Genomic DNA, 16433 nt, shown 5'->3' on the forward strand with positions numbered 1-16433 from the left:
TCGGGACGGGGTGGGCAGGTCGTGGCGCAGGACACTACCGCCGGGACTTGCACTACAGGCGTAGAAGAGTATCGTTCTACATACGTAGTAACTACATCCGTAGAAAGGAACCGATCATGCAGCTCATCGACCCCGCCGCAGCCATCACCCTCCTCGTCGTCGTCGGCATCGCCGCCGTGGCCGCCATCGCGATGGCCGCGGTCGTCCTTCCCGCCACGCTCCGCGTCACCCGCGAGGACCGCCAGTCCCGCCGCGAGTCCATCCCGGCCTACTACGGCCGGCTGCACTTCGCCCACTGATCCACGGCCGGCCGGTGGACCCGTGTCCACCGCCCGCGTCCCGACCCACGCCCCGGTCGCGCACTCTGCGACGATCGGGGCGTGCGTCATCTCTACCGCTGCCCGCTGAGGTGGGCCGACCTCGACCTGCTGGGCCACGTCAACAACGTCACCTACGTCGACTACCTCCAGGAGGCGCGGGTCGACCTGTTCCGCACGCACGCCCCCGACAGCCGTGCCGACGACCTGGCCGAGGGCGTGGTGGTGGTGCGCCACGAGGTCACGTACGTGTCCTCCCTGACCTTCAGCCCGGAGCCGGTGTCGGTCGAGTGCTGGGTCACCGAGATCCGCGCGGCCAGCTTCACCATGGCCTACGAGGTCTTCACCGAGGACGCCGCCGGCGAGCGCACGGTCTACCTCCGCGCCCGCACCGTCCTGACGCCGTACGTCTTCGCGACCGAGCGTCCCCGACGGCTCGACGCGTCGGAGCGCGAGTCGCTCGGCCGGCTGCTCGAGCCCGATGAGCCGGTGCGCCCGACGCCGGTCCCCGAGGTGGTCGACGTGCCCGGCGGGCACTACCCCGTGCAGGTCCGGTTCAGCGACGTCGACGTCTACGGCCACGTCAACAACGTGAAGTACTTCGAGTACTTCCAGGAGGCGCGGATCCAGCTGCTGACCGCGCGCGGAGGCGACCTGGGCGAGGGCTTCCACCTCGTGGTGGCGCAGACCGACGTCGACTACCGCCGCCCGATCCTCTTCCGTCCCGAGCCCTACGACTGCCGGACGTGGGTCTCGCGGATCGGCACCACCTCGCTGGTCTTCGAGTCGGTCGTGCGCGACGGCGACGAGCTGCTCGCACGCGCCCGGATCGTCGGCGTCTGCATCGACAACGCCACCGGCCGCCCCGCGCCGGTCCCCGAGGAGTTCCGGGCCGTCACTCCAGGGTGTTGACCATGAACTGGGCCGCGTGCCTGACGTAGTCCCAGAAGCGCTCGTCCTGCTCGGGCGTCAGGTCGGCCGCGTCGAGCCCGGCGCGGAAGTGCACCAGCCAGCGCTCGGCGGCGGCCGGCGTGACCCGGAACGGCGCGTGCCGCATCCGCAGGCGCGGGTGACCACGCTCGTCGGAGTACGTCGTGGGGCCGCCCCAGTACTGCTGGAGGAACAGCCGGAACCGCTCCTCGGCCGGACCGAGGTCCTCCTCGGGGTACATCGGGCGCAGCACGTCGTCGCCCGCGACACCCTCGTAGAAGCGGTGGACGATCGTGCGGATCGTCTCCTCGCCGCCGATCTCCTCGAAGAACGTGGTGGTCACAGGTCTCCCTCCGCCTGCGCGGGCCCGGACGCGGCCGGCTGCTGGTCCTCGCTCGAGCGCTGCCGGTCGGGCCGCTCGTCGTCGCGCATCCACACGACCTGCTGGGCGAACGGGACCTCGAAGCCCTCGAGGTCGAAGCGCGCCTTGATCCGCTGGCGCATCTCGCGGGCCACGGCCCACTGCTCCAGCGGCGCGGTCTTGAGCGCGACCCGCACCACGACCGAGTCCGGGGCGAGCTCCTGGACGCCCCAGACCGACGGCTCCTCGATCACCCGGCCCTTGAAGTCCTCGTCCTCCCACAGGTCGTGGGCGATGTCGGCGAGCACCCGCTGGACGCGGGCGAGGTCCTCGCCGTAGGCGACGCGCACGTCGAGCACGGTGCGCGCCCAGTTCTGGCTCATGTTGCCCACCCGGAGGATCTCGCCGTTGCGGACGTACCAGACCGTGCCGTTGACGTCGCGCAGCCGGGTCACGCGCAGGCTCACGGCCTCGACGGTGCCGCTCGCCTCGCCGAGGTCGACCTCGTCGCCCACGCCGTACTGGTCCTCGAAGATCATGAAGATGCCGGACAGGAAGTCCTTGACCAGCGCCTGGGAGCCGAAGCCCAGCGCGACGCCGATGATGCCCGCGCTGGCGATCAGCGGGGCGATGTCGTAGCCGAGCTCGGAGATGAACATCAGCGCGATGACGGTGAACACGACGCCGCTCACGATGCTCTTGAGCAGCGACCCCATGGTCGCCGCGCGCTGGACCCGCCGGGTGTAGCCGGGGTCCTCGGTGAGGTTGAGCGCCGCGCCCATCCGGCCGCCGGTGATCGCGCGGCTGATCCGGTCGGGCAGCACGCCGACCTCGGCGCGCTTGGTCACCCGGTCGATCAGCCGGTGGAGCAGCCACCGGACGACGAGCCCGATCAGGATCAGTCCCACCAGGGCGCTCGGCTTGCCGACCACCCAGTCGGCGGCGTCCGCGAGCCGCGCGTCGCCGGTCCACTCGAAGACCCGCTCGCAGGTGTTCTCGCCGTCCAGGCAGGGGTTGGCTGCCGCACTGGTGCCGGCGCTCCCGGAGCTCGCGGCCGCGGCGATGGTCGTGGTCGTGAGGGGGTGAGACATGCCCGCCAGTATGGGCGATACTCTTCTACCCGTGAGCACCCCCGTCAGCCCCTCCCGTCCCGCAGGACGTCGTGGCCGTCGCCGCGCCGGCCGCCTGGTCGCCCTTGCCGCCGCGCCCGCGCTGGCCCTGTTGGCCGTCCCCGCGCAGGCCGACGTCCCCGAGGGCTGGGCGCCGGAGACGCAGGTCGACGGCCTGCACGCGCTGATGCTGCTGCTCGGTGCGCCGCTGCTGCTGTTCGTGGTGATCGCGCTGCTCGTCTTCCTGCCCGCCATGGTGCGCGGCGAGAAGCTCCTGCCGGACCACTCCGGTGGCGAGGGCCAGTGGATCGGCGGACCCCGCCAGGGCGTCGCCGAGCTCCCCGCCCCGACGGCGAGGACTCCCGAGCGGGTGGCGCCAGTGGCGGCTGGTGAGCTGCTGAGCGAGGCCGACCGCCTCGCCCTGGACCGTTCGATCCGGCTCGCCGAGCAGTCCTGCCGCTTCGAGTTCTCGGTGTACGTCGGCCCCAGCGAGGGCGACGACACCCGTGCGTGGGCCACCCGCCTGCACAACCGCCTGGTCGCCCCCGCACGCAGCGTGCTGGTGCTCGTCGACCCGCAGCGCCGCGCGGTGGAGGTCGTCACGGGCGGTGAGGTACGCCGTCACCTGACCGACGCCGAGGTCGAGCTCGCCGTCCTCGCGATGTCGTCGGAGTTCGCCTCCGGCAGCCTGCTCGGCGGCCTGCAGCGCGGCATCGCGATGCTCGCCGAGCACGCCCGCCCGCAGAACACCCTCCACGCCTGACCCGCGCCGACCCGGCGCGAATGTCGCGCTCAATCACGCCTAGTCGGCGCGAATGTCGCGCCGGATCACGCCGAGTCGGCGCGAATGTCACGGGCCGGATCACCCCGAGTCGGCGCGAATGTCGCGCTGGATCACGCCGAGCCGGCGCGAATGTCAGGGGTCGGATGACATTCGCGCCGACTCGACGTGCATCTCCAGCACATTGCTGCCGGCTCGACGTGCATCTCCAGCACATTTCTGCCGAGTCGACGAGGCCCCCTCACCGCGGACGGTGAGGGGGCCTCGTCGTGCTGCCGGGTCGTACGTCAGCGGGCGTCGCAGGCCTGGGCGGCGAGGGCCCGGGCGATCTCGGCGCGTGCCTCGCCGATGTAGCGCTGCGCGCCCTTGGGGGCGTCGTTGTCGGCGAGCCAGGCGTCGAGGCGCGCGAGCGTCGCCTCCGAGCCGAGCGGCTTGGGGAAGCCGTACTCGAGGACGGTTGAGGCCTTGTGGAAGCCGAGCGTGTCGATCAGCGTGGTCGCCGCGTCGAGGAACGTCTCGAGGTAGGGCTCGAGCACGTCCTCCTGGCCGAAGCGGAAGATCGACATCGCCATCTCGCGCGACGTCTCGTTGGGCGTCGCCGGGTCGACGATCGCGGCCCACCCGGCCGCCTTGGCCTCCGCGGTGGGCTGCGCGACGCGCGCGGCCGCGGCCTGCTCCTTGCCGGAGATGGTCCGGTCGACGTCGAGCTCGGCGTCGATCTCGGCGTCACCGAAGCGGCCGTTCTTCGCGAGCGCGGTGATCAGGCCCCAGCGCAGGTCCTGGTCGACCGCGAGGCCCTCGACGACGAACGAGCCGTCGAGCAGCCCGATCAGGTCGTCGAGCGCGGCGTCGCGGTGGGCGGCGGCGGCGTAGGTCCGGGCGAAGGTCAGCTGGTGGTCGCTGCCCGGCTCGGCCGCCAGCAGCAGCTCGCGCAGGCCGGACTCCCAGGTCGCGCGCAGGTCGGCGCGGTGGGCGGGGTCGGAGTAGAAGGCGACCGCCAGTGCCGTCGACGCGGGGATCCGGGTGACGGCCCACGCGTCGGTCTCGTGCCCGATGTTGGCGAGCACCAGGTCGACCCAGTCGCGGGTGCGCATCTCGCCGTCGCGCGTCATGTCCCACGCCGCGCCCCAGACGAGGGCGCGGGGGAGCGAGTCCTCGAACTGCGCCAGCGAGGAGATCGCGGTGGCCATCGAGCGCTCGTCGAGGCGGATCTTGGCGTAGGCGTGGTCCTCGTCGTTGAGCAGCAGCAGCGCGGGCTGCGCGACGCCGACGAGCTCGGGGACCTCGGTGGAGGCGCCCTCGACGTCGATCTCGACGTACTGCCGGCGCACCAGGCGGCCGTCGACCTCGTCGTAGAGACCGATGCCGAGGCGGTGGCGACGCAGCGTCGGCCAGTCCGGGTGGGCGCTCTGGGCGACCGAGAAGGAGGAGTACGTGCCGTCCTCGGCCAGCTCGAAGGCCGGGGCGAGGGTGTTGACGCCCGCGGTCTGGAGCCACTCCTGGGCCCAGCCCTGCAGCTCGCGACCCGACTCCTTCTCGAGGGTGCCGAGCAGGTCCTTGAACTCCGGGTTCCCGTACTCCCACTCCTTGAAGTAGGCGCGCAGGCCCTGGAGGAAGGGCTCGATGCCGACCCACGCCACGAGCTGCTTGAGCACCGAGGCGCCCTTGGCGTAGGTGATCATGTCGAAGTTGACCTCGACCGCGTGCAGGTCGACGTTGTCGGCCGCGATCGGGTGGGTCGACGGCAGCTGGTCGGCGCGGTAGCCGGTCTGCTTGCGCGCGTTGGCGAAGCCGGTCCACGCGTCGTCGAACTCGGTGGCGTTGGCCTCGCACCAGTAGCAGGCCCACTCGGCGAACGACTCGTTGAGCCACAGGTCGTCCCACCACTTCATGGTGACCAGGTCGCCGAACCACATGTGCGCCATCTCGTGGGTGATGACGGACGCGCGGAACTCGAAGAACGAGCGCGGCTGGCGGCTGCGCGGGAGGTACTCGTCGCGCAGCGTCACGCAGCCGGCGTTCTCCATCGCGCCGGCGTTGTACTCCGGGACGTAGAGCTGGTCGTACTTGCCGAACGGGTACGGGTAGTCGAACTGCTCCTCGAACCACGCGAAGCTCTGCTTGGTCAGCTTGACCAGCTCAGCGGTGTCCATGTGCTCCTTGAGCGACTGGCGGCAGTAGTGGCCCAGCGGGATGGTGCCGAACTTGCCCTCGTAGGTGTCGAACTCGCCGTGGTACTCGCCGGCGACGATCGCGGTGATGTAGGTCGACATCCGCTTGGTGGTCGGGAAGCTCCACGTCGCGACGCCGTCAGCCACAGGGGTCGGCTCCGGGGTCGCGGCGTTGGAGACCACGACCCAGTGGGACGGGGCGGTCACGGTGAAGGTGAAGACCGACTTGAGGTCGGGCTGCTCGAAGGTGGTGAAGACGCGACGCGCGTCGGGCACCTCGAACTGGCTGTAGAGGTAGACCTTGTCGTCGACCGGGTCGACGAAGCGGTGCAGGCCCTCGCCGGTGTTGGAGTAGGCGCAGTCGGCGACGACGACGAGGGTGTTGGTGGCCTCGAGGTCGTCGAGCGCGATCCGGCTGTCGGCGTAGGCGGTGGCGGGGTCGAGGGAGCGTCCGTTGAGGGTGATCTCGCGGACGGTGGGCGCGACCAGGTCGGCGAAGGTGCTCGACCCGGGCTCGCGGCAGGTGAACTCCAGGGTGGTGGTGGAGGCGAAGGTCGTGTCGCCGGTCGTGAGGTCCAGGGTGACGGCGTACGAGGTGACGTCCAGGAGCGCGGCGCGGGTGGCGGCCTCGTCCCGGGTGAGGTTGGTTCCAGGCATGCCCGCATCCTGCCACCGGGATGTGTCGCGCCCCACACCGGCCGGGAATAGCCCGACCGCCTCCGGGATTGGGTCTGGCATGGCTACCGCTGACCTCTGGTTCGACCCGCTCTGCCCGTTCGCCTGGATCACCTCGCGCTGGATCCGCGAGGTCGAGCAGGTGCGCGACATCGACGTGAAGTGGCACGTGATGTCGCTGGCGTACCTCAACAAGGACAAGGACATCCCCGCGGAGTACCGCGAGATGCTCCAGGGCACCGAGAAGCCCGTCCGCGTGGCGATCAAGATCGCCCAGGAGCACGACAACGCGACCCTCGGCGACTGGTACACCGCGATCGGGACCCGCCACCACAACAACGGCGAGGAGCTCACCCGCGAGACGGCCGCCGCCGCGCTCGCCGACGTGGGGCTGCCGGCCGACCTGATCGAGGCGTGGGACGACGCGTCGCTCGACGACGCCGTCGCGAAGAGCCACCACGAGGGCATGGACCCGGTGGGCGACGACGTCGGCACACCGACCATCCACATCAACGGGTCGGCGTTCTTCGGGCCCGTGCTCTCGAAGATCCCGCGGGGCGAGGAGGCCGGCGAGCTGTGGGACGGCGCCGTCGCCGTCGCGAAGTTCCCCTACTTCTACGAGCTGAAGCGCTCGCGCACCGGGGACCTCGACTTCTCCTGAGCCTCCGCGCTCCGAGCGGTGTCCGAAGCCGCCACCCGGGGAAACCGGGTGGCGGCCGGTCACTAGGCTTGCGCCCATGACTCGTGTCCTGTCCGCCGTCGCCTGGCCGTACACCAACGGCCCCCGCCACATCGGCCACGTCGCCGGTTTCGGCGTGCCCTCCGACGTCTTCAGCCGGTACATGCGGATGGCGGGCCACGACGTGCTGATGGTCAGCGGCACCGACGAGCACGGCACCCCGATCCTCGTCCTCGCCGACAACGAGGGGCTGCCGCCGCGCGAGCTGGTCGACAAGTACAACCAGGTCATCGTCGACGACCTGGTCGGCCTCGGCCTGTCCTACGACCTGTTCACCCGCACCACGACCGGCAACCACTACGCGGTCGTGCAGGAGATGTTCGAGACCTGCCGCCGCAACGGCTACATGGTCGAGGAGACCACGAAGACGGCGATCAGCCCGTCGACCGGGCGCACGCTGCCCGACCGCTACATCGAGGGCACCTGCCCGATCTGCAAGTACGCCGACGCGCGCGGCGACCAGTGCGACAACTGCGGCAACCAGCTCGACCCGACCGACCTGATCGAGCCGCGCTCGAAGATCAACGGCGAGACGCCGGAGTTCCGCGACACCCAGCACTGGTTCCTCGACCTGCCGGCGCTCGCCGGCGCGCTGGGGGAGTGGCTCGACCAGCGCGAGGCCACCGGCCTGTGGCGCCCCAACGTCATCAAGTTCAGCCAGAACATCCTCAAGGAGATCCGGCCGCGCGCGATGACCCGCGACATCGACTGGGGCATCCCGGTCCCCGGCTGGGAGGACCAGCCGACCAAGCGGCTCTACGTCTGGTTCGACGCGGTCATCGGCTACCTCTCGGCCTCCATCGAGTGGGCGCGCCGGCTGGGCGAGCCCGACAAGTGGCGCGAGTGGTGGAACGACGCCGACGCCGAGTCGTACTACTTCATGGGCAAGGACAACATCGTCTTCCACTCCCAGATCTGGCCGGCCGAGCTGCTGGCCTACAACGGCGCCGGCGACCGCGGCGGCGAGCCCGGCACCTTCGGCACGCTCAACCTGCCCACCGAGGTGGTCTCCAGCGAGTTCCTCACCTTCGGAGACGCGCAGTTCTCCAGCAGCCGCGGCAACGTGATCTACGTCGGCGACTTCCTCGCCCGCTACGGCGCGGACGCGCTGCGCTACTACATCTGCGCCGCCGGCCCGGAGACCTCCGACGCCGCCTTCACCTGGGCCGACTTCGTCACCCGCAACAACTCCGAGCTGGTCGCGGGCTGGGGCAACCTGGTCAACCGCACCGCGACCATGGTCGCCAAGAGCTTCGGCGAGATCCCGGCCGCCGGTCCGCTCGAGGAGGTCGACGAGCAGGTGCTCGCCGCGGTGCGCGACGGGTTCGGGTCGGTCGGCGGGCTGATCGAGAAGCACCGGTTGCGGGCCGCGATCGCCGAGGCGATGCGGGTGGTCGGCGAGGTGAACAAGTACCTCACCGTCACCGAGCCCTACAAGATGAAGGACGAGTCGCAGCGCGAGCGCCTCGCGACCGTGCTCCACGTCGCCGCCCAGTGCGTCAGCGACTGCAACACGCTGCTCTCGCCGTTCCTCCCGCACGCCGCCAACCAGGTCCACGCCGTGCTCGGCGGGGAGGGCACGTTCATGCCGATGCCGCGCACCGAGCAGGTCGAGGAGCTCGAGGCCGACAACGGCGCCGGGCACACGGCGTACGCGGTGATCACCGGCGAGTACTCCGCGACGCCCCGCTGGGAGTCGCGCCCGGTCACCGTCGGCGCTGCCGTGGCGAAGCCGACCCCGGTCTTCACCAAGCTCGACCCGTCGATCATCGAGGAGGAGCTCGCGCGATGAGTGCCGAGATGTACGTGCCCCACTTCGTGGTGAAGCAGAAGCTCACCATGATGGTCAACCGCTACGAGGTGTCGGAGTCCGACGCCTCCGGCAACCCGACCCGGCTGATGGCGTTCGCGGAGCAGAAGCGGATGGCGTTCAAGGAGCAGGTCACCTTCTTCACCGACTCGGGCAAGCAGCGCCCCGTCTTCGGGTTCAAGGCCCGCAAGACGATCGACCTGAGCTCGGGCTACGACATCACCGACGAGTCCGGCACGCAGATCGGCTTCTTCCGCAAGGACTTCGGCGCCTCCCTGCTGCGCTCGACGTTCCACGTCGAGGGCCCGGGCTACGCCGGCACCGGCCAGGAGCGCAACCAGCTCGTCGGCCTGCTGCGCCGGTTCACCGACCTCGCCTTCCTCCCGGTCCACTTCGACTTCGTCGACTCCTCCGGGCAGCCGCTGTTCTCCGTCCAGCGGGCGATGTCGCTGGGCGACCGCTACACCGTCGACGTCCCCGACCCGCGCGTCGACTTCCGGGTGGCCGCGGCCATCGCCGTCGGCCTCGACGCCCTGATGTCACGCTGAGCCCGTGATGTACCCCGAGGTGCGGGCCGCCGTGGCCGCCGACACCAGCCCCGTGCTCAGCGCGCCGGGCTTCGACGTCGCGGCCCACCGCGAGCAGGTGCGGCAGGCCAACCTCGCGCTGCCGCGCGAGGACGTCGCGTCGGTCGAGGAGGTCGACGCCGACGGCGTGCGCTGCCGACTGTTCACGCCGGCCGAGGCGCTGCCCGGGCTGGTCGTCCACGCCCACGGTGGCGGCTTCGTGCTCAACGACATCGACGTGCACGACGCGATCTGCCGCCGGATGGCCAACCGCGGGCGGCGCGCGGTGCTGAGCGTCGACTACCGCCGCCCGCCCGAGGACCCGTTCCCCGCGGCACCCGACGACCTCGACACCGTCGTGGCGTGGCTGCGGGGCAACGCGGCCGACGCCCGCCTGGCCGGGCCCTACGCCGCGCACGGCGACTCCGCCGGCGCCAACCTCGCCCTGGTCGCCGCGCTGCGCAACCCCGGCTTCTTCTCCGTGGTCGGCCTCGTCTACCCGTTCCTCGACCCGCGCGGCTCCTTCCCGTCCTACGTCGAGGGCGCGCCGTCGGGCTTCGACCCCTCGGAGGCCGCGTGGTACTGGGAGCAGTACGCCCGCACCGAGGCCGACCTCGACGACCCGGACCTCGCGCCGCTGCGCTCCGACCGGCTGCACACCCTGCCGCCGACGTTCGTCGCCACCGCCGAGCACGACCCGTTGCGCGACGAGGGCGAGGAGCTCGCCCGGCTGGTCGCCGAGACCGGCGTGGAGACCGTCGGCATCCGGTGCCTGGGCCAGACCCACGGCTTCTGGCGGCACGCCACCTTCGCCGCCTCCGAGCCGCTGGTGCGCCAGGTGGCCGGCTGGTTCGACCAGCACCTGTCCTGACCCGTGCCGTCCACGGTCCTGCACTTCCACCCCGGCTGGCCGTCGGGCAGCGGGACGGTGCTCGACGCGGTCGTGCGGGACGGCTGCTACCGCAGCCAGTGGGTGACCGGCACCTCCAACGGCGGACTGACCGCCCACCCCGGCGGTGACCGCTGGAGGTGGGAGAGCCGGATCTTCGACGGGCGCTACGACGGCGCCCGCCCCGAGGACCGCCCGGTCTACGGCGCGTGGAACCGACGCGACGACGCGTACGGTGCGGCGTCACGCTTCGGGTCGGCGTACCTCCGGCTGAGACCGCACACCCTGGGACGCACGACGTTCTGCTGGCCGGACAGCGTCTTCGGGCCGCGCGCGAGCGGCGGGCCGGAGGCCCTGGGCGAGCTGTGCCGGCTGGCGGACACGGCCCCGGCCGACCGCAGCCTGCTGCCTGCCTCCGCCGAGGACCTCCCGCTCGACGACCCGTTGGACGACTACGTCGAGGCGCACGTCCACGGCGGGCTCGTCCTGGCCTCGGACGTCGAGGCGGTGGTCCTCGACCCCAGCGACGACCACGCCCGTGCGGACGCCGTCGCCCGTCTCGAGGACCTGGGCGTCGTCGTGGAGCACCATCCCGGCTACCAGGTCACCGCAGCCGGGATCGACCCCGACTACCGCGGCGCCGTGCCGATCGTCCTCGCCCGCCGGCTCGGTGGGGTGCTCACGCCCGCTCGGCTCGGCGCCGCGGCCGGGACCGGCGACCACGACCCGCAGGCCGTGAAGTGGTTGTGGCACTGCCTCGCACGGTTCGGGCGCGTGGACGGCTGAGCGGTCCGGACCGGCTGCCCGTGAGCCCGGGGTGTTCTGGGAGACTTCGCCCATGCGCGTTCACCTGGGATCCGACCACGCCGGCCTCGAGCTGAAGGACCACCTGATGGCCTGGCTGGTCGACCACGACCACGAGGTCGTGGACCACGGACCCTTCGTCCACGACCCCCTCGACGACTACCCCGTGTTCTGCCTGCGGGCGGCCGAGGGCGTCGCCGCGGACCGCTCCGAGGGCCTCGACAGCCTCGGCGTCGTCATCGGCGGCTCGGGCAACGGCGAGCAGATCGCCGCCAACAAGGTCACCGGCATCCGGTGCGCGCTGGCCTGGTCGGAGGAGACCGCGTCGCTGGCCCGCGAGCACAACGACGCCAACGTCGTGTCGGTCGGCGGCCGGATGCACCCGGTCGAGGACATGACGCGCTTCGTCGAGGTCTTCCTGACCACCCCGTTCTCCGGCGACGAGCGCCACGTGCGCCGCATCGGCCAGCTCTCGGCCTACGACGAGACCCACGAGCTGCCGCCGCTTCCCGAGTCGGCCCTGCGCGGACCGGCGGATGCCTGAGGGGCACACCCTCCGCAAGCTGGCCGACGACCTCGCGGCGGGGTTCGCCGGCCGACGCGTCCACGTCAGCTCGCCGCAGGGCAGGTTCGGCGCCGACGCGGCGCTGCTCGACGGCTCGCGGGTCGAGGGCGCCGACTCCGCCGGCAAGCACCTGTTCCTCGCCTTCGAGGGCGACCGGTTCGTCCACGTCCACCTCGGCCTGATCGGCCAGCTCGACGTGCACAGCGCGCTGGCCTCGCCCGCCGACGTGCCCGAGCCCGTCGGCGCGGTGCGGCTGCGCCTGGTCACCGCCGACGCGGACCCCCGCGGCACGACGTACGCCGACCTGCGCGGCGCGATCGTGTGCGACCTGGTCGGACCGGAGAAGCGCGACGCGGTCCTGGCCGGGCTCGGGCCCGACCCGCTGCGGTCCGACGCCGACCCCGACCGGGCGTGGCGGCGGATCTCGCGCAGCGACCGCTCGATCGGCGACCTGCTGATGGACCAGAAGGTGCTCGCGGGGGTCGGCAACGTCTACCGGGCCGAGGTCCTCTTCCGCCACCGCATCCACCCGCTGCGACCCGGACGCACGCTCCGGGTGGGCCAGTGGCGCGCCATGTGGGCGGACCTCGTCGAGCTGATGGGGGAGGGGTGCGCACCGGGCGGATCGACACGGTGCGGCCCGAGCACACGCCCGAGGCGATGGGGCGCGACCCGCGTCGTGACGACCACGGAGGGGAGGTCTACGTCTACCGGCGCACCGCGATGCCCTGCCACGTCTGCGGCGCGGACGTCCGCACGGCCGACCTCGCCGGACGAAACGTGTTCTGGTGCCCGAAGTGTCAACCGGTGTTTCGCTCGCGTGCGGCCGTACAGTCGGCCCACCAGCACACCGACACGTCGCGAGGAGCTCGACCATGAGTTCTTCCGGTGAGCGCCGACCCGGCCCTCGCGCCCGCCTGTCGGACGCCCTCGGCCGGGTCGTGCCGCGCGGGAGCCGGCTGCTCGTCACGCTCGGTCTGGTCACCGTCGTCATCGGCGTCGCGATCCTGCTCTTCCAGGACGCCGTCCCGCTGGTCTCGCTGCTGGTCCCGCTGGTGGTCTCCAGCCTGATGCTCGGACCGCGCCAGCTGCCGTGGTTCGTCGTCTTCCTGCTGCTGGTCCTCGCCCTGGTGGTGCCCGCCCAGGACCCCCTCACCCTGCGCATCATCGTCACCGTCGTGATCATGTACGGACTGGGGTTCCTGGTCCTGCTCTCGTCGTTCCGGCGCTCCCGGCTCGGCGTGGCCGGCCTGCAGGGCGAGCAGATGTTCGTCGACCTGCGCGACCGGATCCTGCGCCAGGGCGGCATCCCCGCGCTCCCGCCGGACTGGTACGTCGCGGCCGAGCTCCGCTCCGCCGGCGGCACCCCGTTCGCCGGTGACTTCGTGGTCGCCGCGCGGGTCGCGGACCGGCTCGAGGTGGCCGTCGTCGACGTGTCCGGCAAGGGCGAGGCGGCCGGCACGCGTGCGCTGCTGCTCTCCGGCGCGCTCGGCGGCCTGCTGAGCGCCCTGCCGCCCAGCGAGTTCCTCGACGCGGCCAACACCTACCTGCTCCGCCAGGAGTGGGACGAGGGCTTCGCGACCGCGATCCACCTGTCCCTCGACCTGACCACCGGGCACTACGAGATGCGCTGCGCCGGCCACCCGCCGGCCGCGCTGCGGCACGCCGGGTCGGGTCGGTGGGAGGTGATCGAGGCCGAGGGCCCGATCCTCGGCGTCCTCGACGACGCGCAGTACGCCGCCACCTCGGGCGAGATGCGCCCCGGCGACGCGCTGCTGCTCTACACCGACGGCATGGTCGAGTCGCGCACCCGCGACATCAGCCTCGGCATCGACAAGATGCTCGGCCAGGCCGAGCGACTGCTGCGCGGGGACTTCGAGGGCGGGGCCGCCCGGCTGGTCGACGCCATCGGCTCGCGCAACGACGACCGCGCGCTGCTGCTGGTCCACCGGCGCTGAGCCGGTTGCGGCGAGGCCCGCGCGGTGTGGCACCATGACACCCGCACCGGCGGCGCACGCCGACCGGGTCGCGCGGATGTAGCTCAATGGTAGAGCCCCAGTCTTCCAAACTGGCTACGCGGGTTCGATTCCCGTCATCCGCTCCAGGCAGGTCGTGCGGTCCCCGGCGCGGGGCCGGACGCCCGCTTGGCGGGGCGTAGCGTAGTGGCTAGCGCGCCTGCTTTGGGAGCAGGAGATCGCAGGTTCGAGTCCTGTCGCCCCGACCACCCCGACCGGTCGTCACCAACGGCGGGGATCGTCGCGGGGGCGAGCCCGGGTGGCCCGCTCCGACGTTCTATCCTCCAGTGTGCGGTGCGGTCTGCCAGGAGCCGACGGGTCGCGTCATCTCGACGTCGCCCCGCGAGCCTCTGCGTCCCTGCGCTGCACTCGCGCAGCCCTCCTGGCAGCGGTCGTCGTCGGCGCAGGCGTGGTGGCCCACGTCTCGGCAGCAGGGCTGGTCCCGGGGTGGCCCAGCCTCCTCACGCTCTACGCGGTAGTCGCCTGCGGGTGCGCCGTCCTGCTGGGCGGTCGCGCCTCGGTCCTGCGCCTGGTCGTGCTGGTCCTCGGCGGCCAGCTGGTCGTCCACGCCCTGCTCGCCGCCCTGTCCGGGCATGCCGGGCACGGGGCCCACGGGGCGACGTCCGCCGCGAGCCCGGGCATGACCGGCGCGGCCGGGGTGACGGGGCTGCCCGGGGCCGGAGCCTGGCTCACGGGCGGTCTGGGCGACCTCGTCGAGCACCCGCTGATGGCGCTGACCCACGCCCTGGCGGCGGTGGCGGTGGCCGCCTGGCTCGCGGTCGGCGAGCAGGCGCTCTGGTTCTTCCTCGGCCTCGCGCGCTGCTCCGCGCGCGCGGCCCTCGCGACGGCCGTCCGTACGGTGGCACTCCACCGGGTCGTCGTCCGGCTCGTGGCCCGCGGCGCGGGCGTGCGCGCCGTGCTCGTCGACCCCCTGCCCGCCCGGCCCGTCTGGGCCCGCGGTCCGGTCCGGCGCGGGCCACCCGGGGCGCTCCTGCCTCGCTGAGCCACCCCTCCGCACGGTGCGGTCGGGTCCCTCGGCGAGCCGTCCGCGCGCCGGCAACCCGCCGGTGCGGTCGACCGACCTCGCACCAGGAGCACCCATGACCACTGACCTGCACGACCCACCCGCGCCCCCCCCCCCCCCCCCCCCCCCCCCCCCCGGCGCAGGACCGTCCGGGGCAGCCGCGCGACGCACGCGCCGGCCCACCCCGTCCGGCCTCTTCCGCGCCTTCTGGCGCTGGCACTTCTACGCCTCCTTCGTGGTGATCCCGGTCTTCGCCCTGCTGGCGGTGACCGGACTCATCTACCTCTTCCGCTTCCAGGTCGAGCCGCTGCTGCACGCCGACGTCATGCGCGTCGAGCAGCCGGCCGGCCAGGAGCTCCCGTACGTCCTCTCCGACCAGCTCGCGCTGGTCGAGGAGGCCTACCCCGACGCCGAGGTCGGGCTGGTCCGCGAGGGCCGTGAGGGCGACGACGCCACCGCGTTCGCCGTGACGAAGGCCGACGGCTCGACCGCCGACGTGTTCGTCGACCCGTGGCGCGGTGAGGTCCTCGGCGAGCTGGACCCCGACACCACGCTGTCGGGGTACGCGGTCCGCCTGCACGGCGACCTGATGACCGGCAAGCTCGGCGACGGCGTCATCGAGGTCGCCGCCTGCTGGGCGATCGTCATGGCGCTGACCGGCTACTACCTCTTCTTCTCGGGTCGCCGGGCGCGGCTGCGACGGCGGCAGAAGAGGGCGTCGGGGGCACGCCTGCGCAGCACGCACGCCGTCGTCGGCTCGGTGGCCGGCGTGGGTCTGCTGATGATGGTCGTCACCGGGTTGCCCTGGACCGGGTTCTGGGGCGAGAAGGTCCAGCAGCTCGCCACGTCGCAGGGCTCCTCGCTGTGGAGCCTCGACCCGGGCGCCCAGTCGGAGCCCGGATCCACCCTCGACGAGTCCCTGCCGCACAGCCATGCGGTCGAGGTGCCGTGGGCCCAGCAGGAGTCCGAGGTGCCGACCTCGGGAGCCGGGGCGGACACCGGGTCGGTCGCCACCGTCGACACTGCGGTCGTGGTCGCCGAGCGGGAGGGCCTGGCCCACCCGATGACCATCGTCCTGCCGACCGGCGAGGACGGCGTGTTCTCGGTCCTGGGCGACGCCTTCCACGACCCGAGCAGGGAGCGGACGGTGCACGTCGACCGCTTCTCCGGCGAGGTGCGGTCCGACTACGGGTTCGACGACTACCCAGCGGTGGCCAAGGTCGTGTCCCAGGGCATCGGGCTCCACGAGGGGCGCAGCCTGGGTCTGGTGAGCTTCTGGAGCGCGGCGCTGTTCTGCGTGGCGATCCTGTTCCTGTGCGTCACCGGGCCGCTCATGTGGTGGCGGCGACGCCCCGCGGGCAACGGCTCGGTCGGCGCGCCGCGCGGCCGGATGCCGGTGCGGGCGACGTGGTGGCTGGTGGCCGCGCTCGTCGCGCTGGGCGTGTTCCTGCCGCTGTTCGGGGCCACGCTGCTGCTCGTGCTGGCGCTCGACCGGTTCGTGCTGCGGCGGGTGCCGCGCCTGCGCACGGCGTTCGACACGGTGGACTGACCGAGACGGACCGCAGCCGCGGTCGATCGGCGGCGTGGGCGTGATTCGGCATGCGTCCACGCCGTCGATAGACTGCCTGAGTTTGCGGGGGCTGCGCCTGGCGCGCCCCCGTACGACGTAACCCATGA

General features: G+C 72.2%; 15 protein-coding genes, 2 tRNA genes and 1 pseudogene. 15 read left to right on the top strand and 3 right to left on the bottom strand.

Going from position 1 to position 16433, the window contains the following annotated elements; genetic code table 11:
• The first annotated feature begins 116 nt into the window (after nt 1–116).
• The gene (locus tag KDN32_RS05510; RefSeq protein ID WP_211731063.1) at nt 117–299 is read left to right on the top strand and encodes a hypothetical protein; all 183 of its coding nucleotides are present in this window, start codon (nt 117–119) and stop codon (nt 297–299) included.
• An 81-nt stretch (nt 300–380) separates the two neighbouring features.
• Complete coding sequence (locus KDN32_RS05515; RefSeq protein ID WP_211731064.1) at nt 381–1229, top strand: acyl-CoA thioesterase; 849 nt, start codon at nt 381–383, stop codon at nt 1227–1229.
• Here the strand turns inward: KDN32_RS05515 and KDN32_RS05520 are convergent.
• Together KDN32_RS05520 and KDN32_RS05525 are read right to left on the bottom strand one after the other, a co-directional pair.
• On the bottom strand, nt 1213–1590 hold the full coding sequence (locus KDN32_RS05520; protein ID WP_211731065.1) for a globin: 378 nt from the start codon (nt 1588–1590) through the stop codon (nt 1213–1215). The two genes, KDN32_RS05515 and KDN32_RS05520, sit on opposite strands and share 17 nt — an antisense overlap.
• Complete coding sequence (locus tag KDN32_RS05525; protein WP_211731066.1) at nt 1587–2699, bottom strand: mechanosensitive ion channel family protein; 1113 nt, start codon at nt 2697–2699, stop codon at nt 1587–1589. Before KDN32_RS05525 ends, KDN32_RS05520 begins: the two co-directional genes overlap by 4 nt.
• Before the next feature lie 31 nt (nt 2700–2730).
• On the opposite strand from KDN32_RS05525, the gene KDN32_RS05530 reads away from it, so the two are divergent.
• Nucleotides 2731–3480 carry a DUF5130 family protein gene (locus tag KDN32_RS05530; protein ID WP_211731067.1) on the top strand — a complete coding sequence of 250 codons (750 nt, stop codon included), beginning with the start codon at nt 2731–2733 and terminating at the stop codon, nt 3478–3480.
• 305 nt (nt 3481–3785) lie between these two features.
• On the opposite strand, the gene pepN is transcribed toward KDN32_RS05530, so the two are convergent.
• Nucleotides 3786–6326, bottom strand: a complete 2541-nt coding sequence (gene pepN / locus KDN32_RS05535; RefSeq protein ID WP_211731068.1) for an aminopeptidase N — start codon at nt 6324–6326, stop codon at nt 3786–3788.
• A gap of 79 nt (nt 6327–6405) precedes the next feature.
• Here pepN and KDN32_RS05540 point away from each other — a divergent pair, with 79 nt between their 5' ends.
• From KDN32_RS05540 to KDN32_RS05595, 12 genes and pseudogenes are all read left to right on the top strand, one after another.
• Nucleotides 6406–7005: a mycothiol-dependent nitroreductase Rv2466c family protein gene (locus tag KDN32_RS05540; RefSeq protein WP_211731069.1), complete on the top strand. Its 600-nt coding sequence runs from the start codon at nt 6406–6408 to the stop codon at nt 7003–7005.
• A 76-nt stretch (nt 7006–7081) separates the two neighbouring features.
• The gene (gene metG / locus KDN32_RS05545) at nt 7082–8875 is read left to right on the top strand and encodes a methionine--tRNA ligase (protein WP_211731070.1); all 1794 of its coding nucleotides are present in this window, start codon (nt 7082–7084) and stop codon (nt 8873–8875) included.
• Nucleotides 8872–9441, top strand: coding sequence for an LURP-one-related family protein (locus tag KDN32_RS05550; RefSeq protein WP_249216365.1), 570 nt, complete (start codon nt 8872–8874; stop codon nt 9439–9441). The genes metG and KDN32_RS05550 overlap by 4 nt, the downstream gene beginning before the upstream one ends.
• Before the next feature lie 7 nt (nt 9442–9448).
• On the top strand, nt 9449–10330 hold the full coding sequence (locus KDN32_RS05555; RefSeq protein WP_211732381.1) for an alpha/beta hydrolase: 882 nt from the start codon (nt 9449–9451) through the stop codon (nt 10328–10330).
• Between the two features lie 3 nt (nt 10331–10333).
• Complete coding sequence (locus KDN32_RS05560; RefSeq protein ID WP_307853747.1) at nt 10334–11134, top strand: DUF3626 domain-containing protein; 801 nt, start codon at nt 10334–10336, stop codon at nt 11132–11134.
• Nucleotides 11135–11186: 52 nt separating this feature from the next.
• Nucleotides 11187–11696, top strand: a complete 510-nt coding sequence (locus tag KDN32_RS05565) for a ribose-5-phosphate isomerase (RefSeq protein ID WP_211731071.1) — start codon at nt 11187–11189, stop codon at nt 11694–11696.
• Nucleotides 11689–12596, top strand: a pseudogene (locus KDN32_RS05570) (Fpg/Nei family DNA glycosylase). Before KDN32_RS05565 ends, KDN32_RS05570 begins: the two are co-directional and overlap by 8 nt.
• Nucleotides 12593–13675 (top strand): PP2C family protein-serine/threonine phosphatase, encoded by a 1083-nt coding sequence (locus tag KDN32_RS05575; protein WP_211731072.1) that lies wholly within the window; start codon nt 12593–12595, stop codon nt 13673–13675. Before KDN32_RS05570 ends, KDN32_RS05575 begins: the two are co-directional and overlap by 4 nt.
• Before the next feature lie 72 nt (nt 13676–13747).
• Nucleotides 13748–13821, top strand: a tRNA-Gly gene (locus tag KDN32_RS05580).
• A 44-nt stretch (nt 13822–13865) separates the two neighbouring features.
• A tRNA-Pro gene (locus KDN32_RS05585) sits at nt 13866–13941 on the top strand.
• Nucleotides 13942–14141: 200 nt separating this feature from the next.
• Nucleotides 14142–14735, top strand: a complete 594-nt coding sequence (locus KDN32_RS05590) for a hypothetical protein (RefSeq protein WP_211731073.1) — start codon at nt 14142–14144, stop codon at nt 14733–14735.
• Between the two features lie 97 nt (nt 14736–14832).
• Complete coding sequence (locus KDN32_RS05595) at nt 14833–16305, top strand: PepSY-associated TM helix domain-containing protein (RefSeq protein WP_211731074.1); 1473 nt, start codon at nt 14833–14835, stop codon at nt 16303–16305.
• Nucleotides 16306–16433 lie beyond the last annotated feature (128 nt).

The organism is Nocardioides palaemonis, from assembly GCF_018275325.1.
Lineage (GTDB): Bacteria > Actinomycetota > Actinomycetes > Propionibacteriales > Nocardioidaceae > Nocardioides > Nocardioides palaemonis.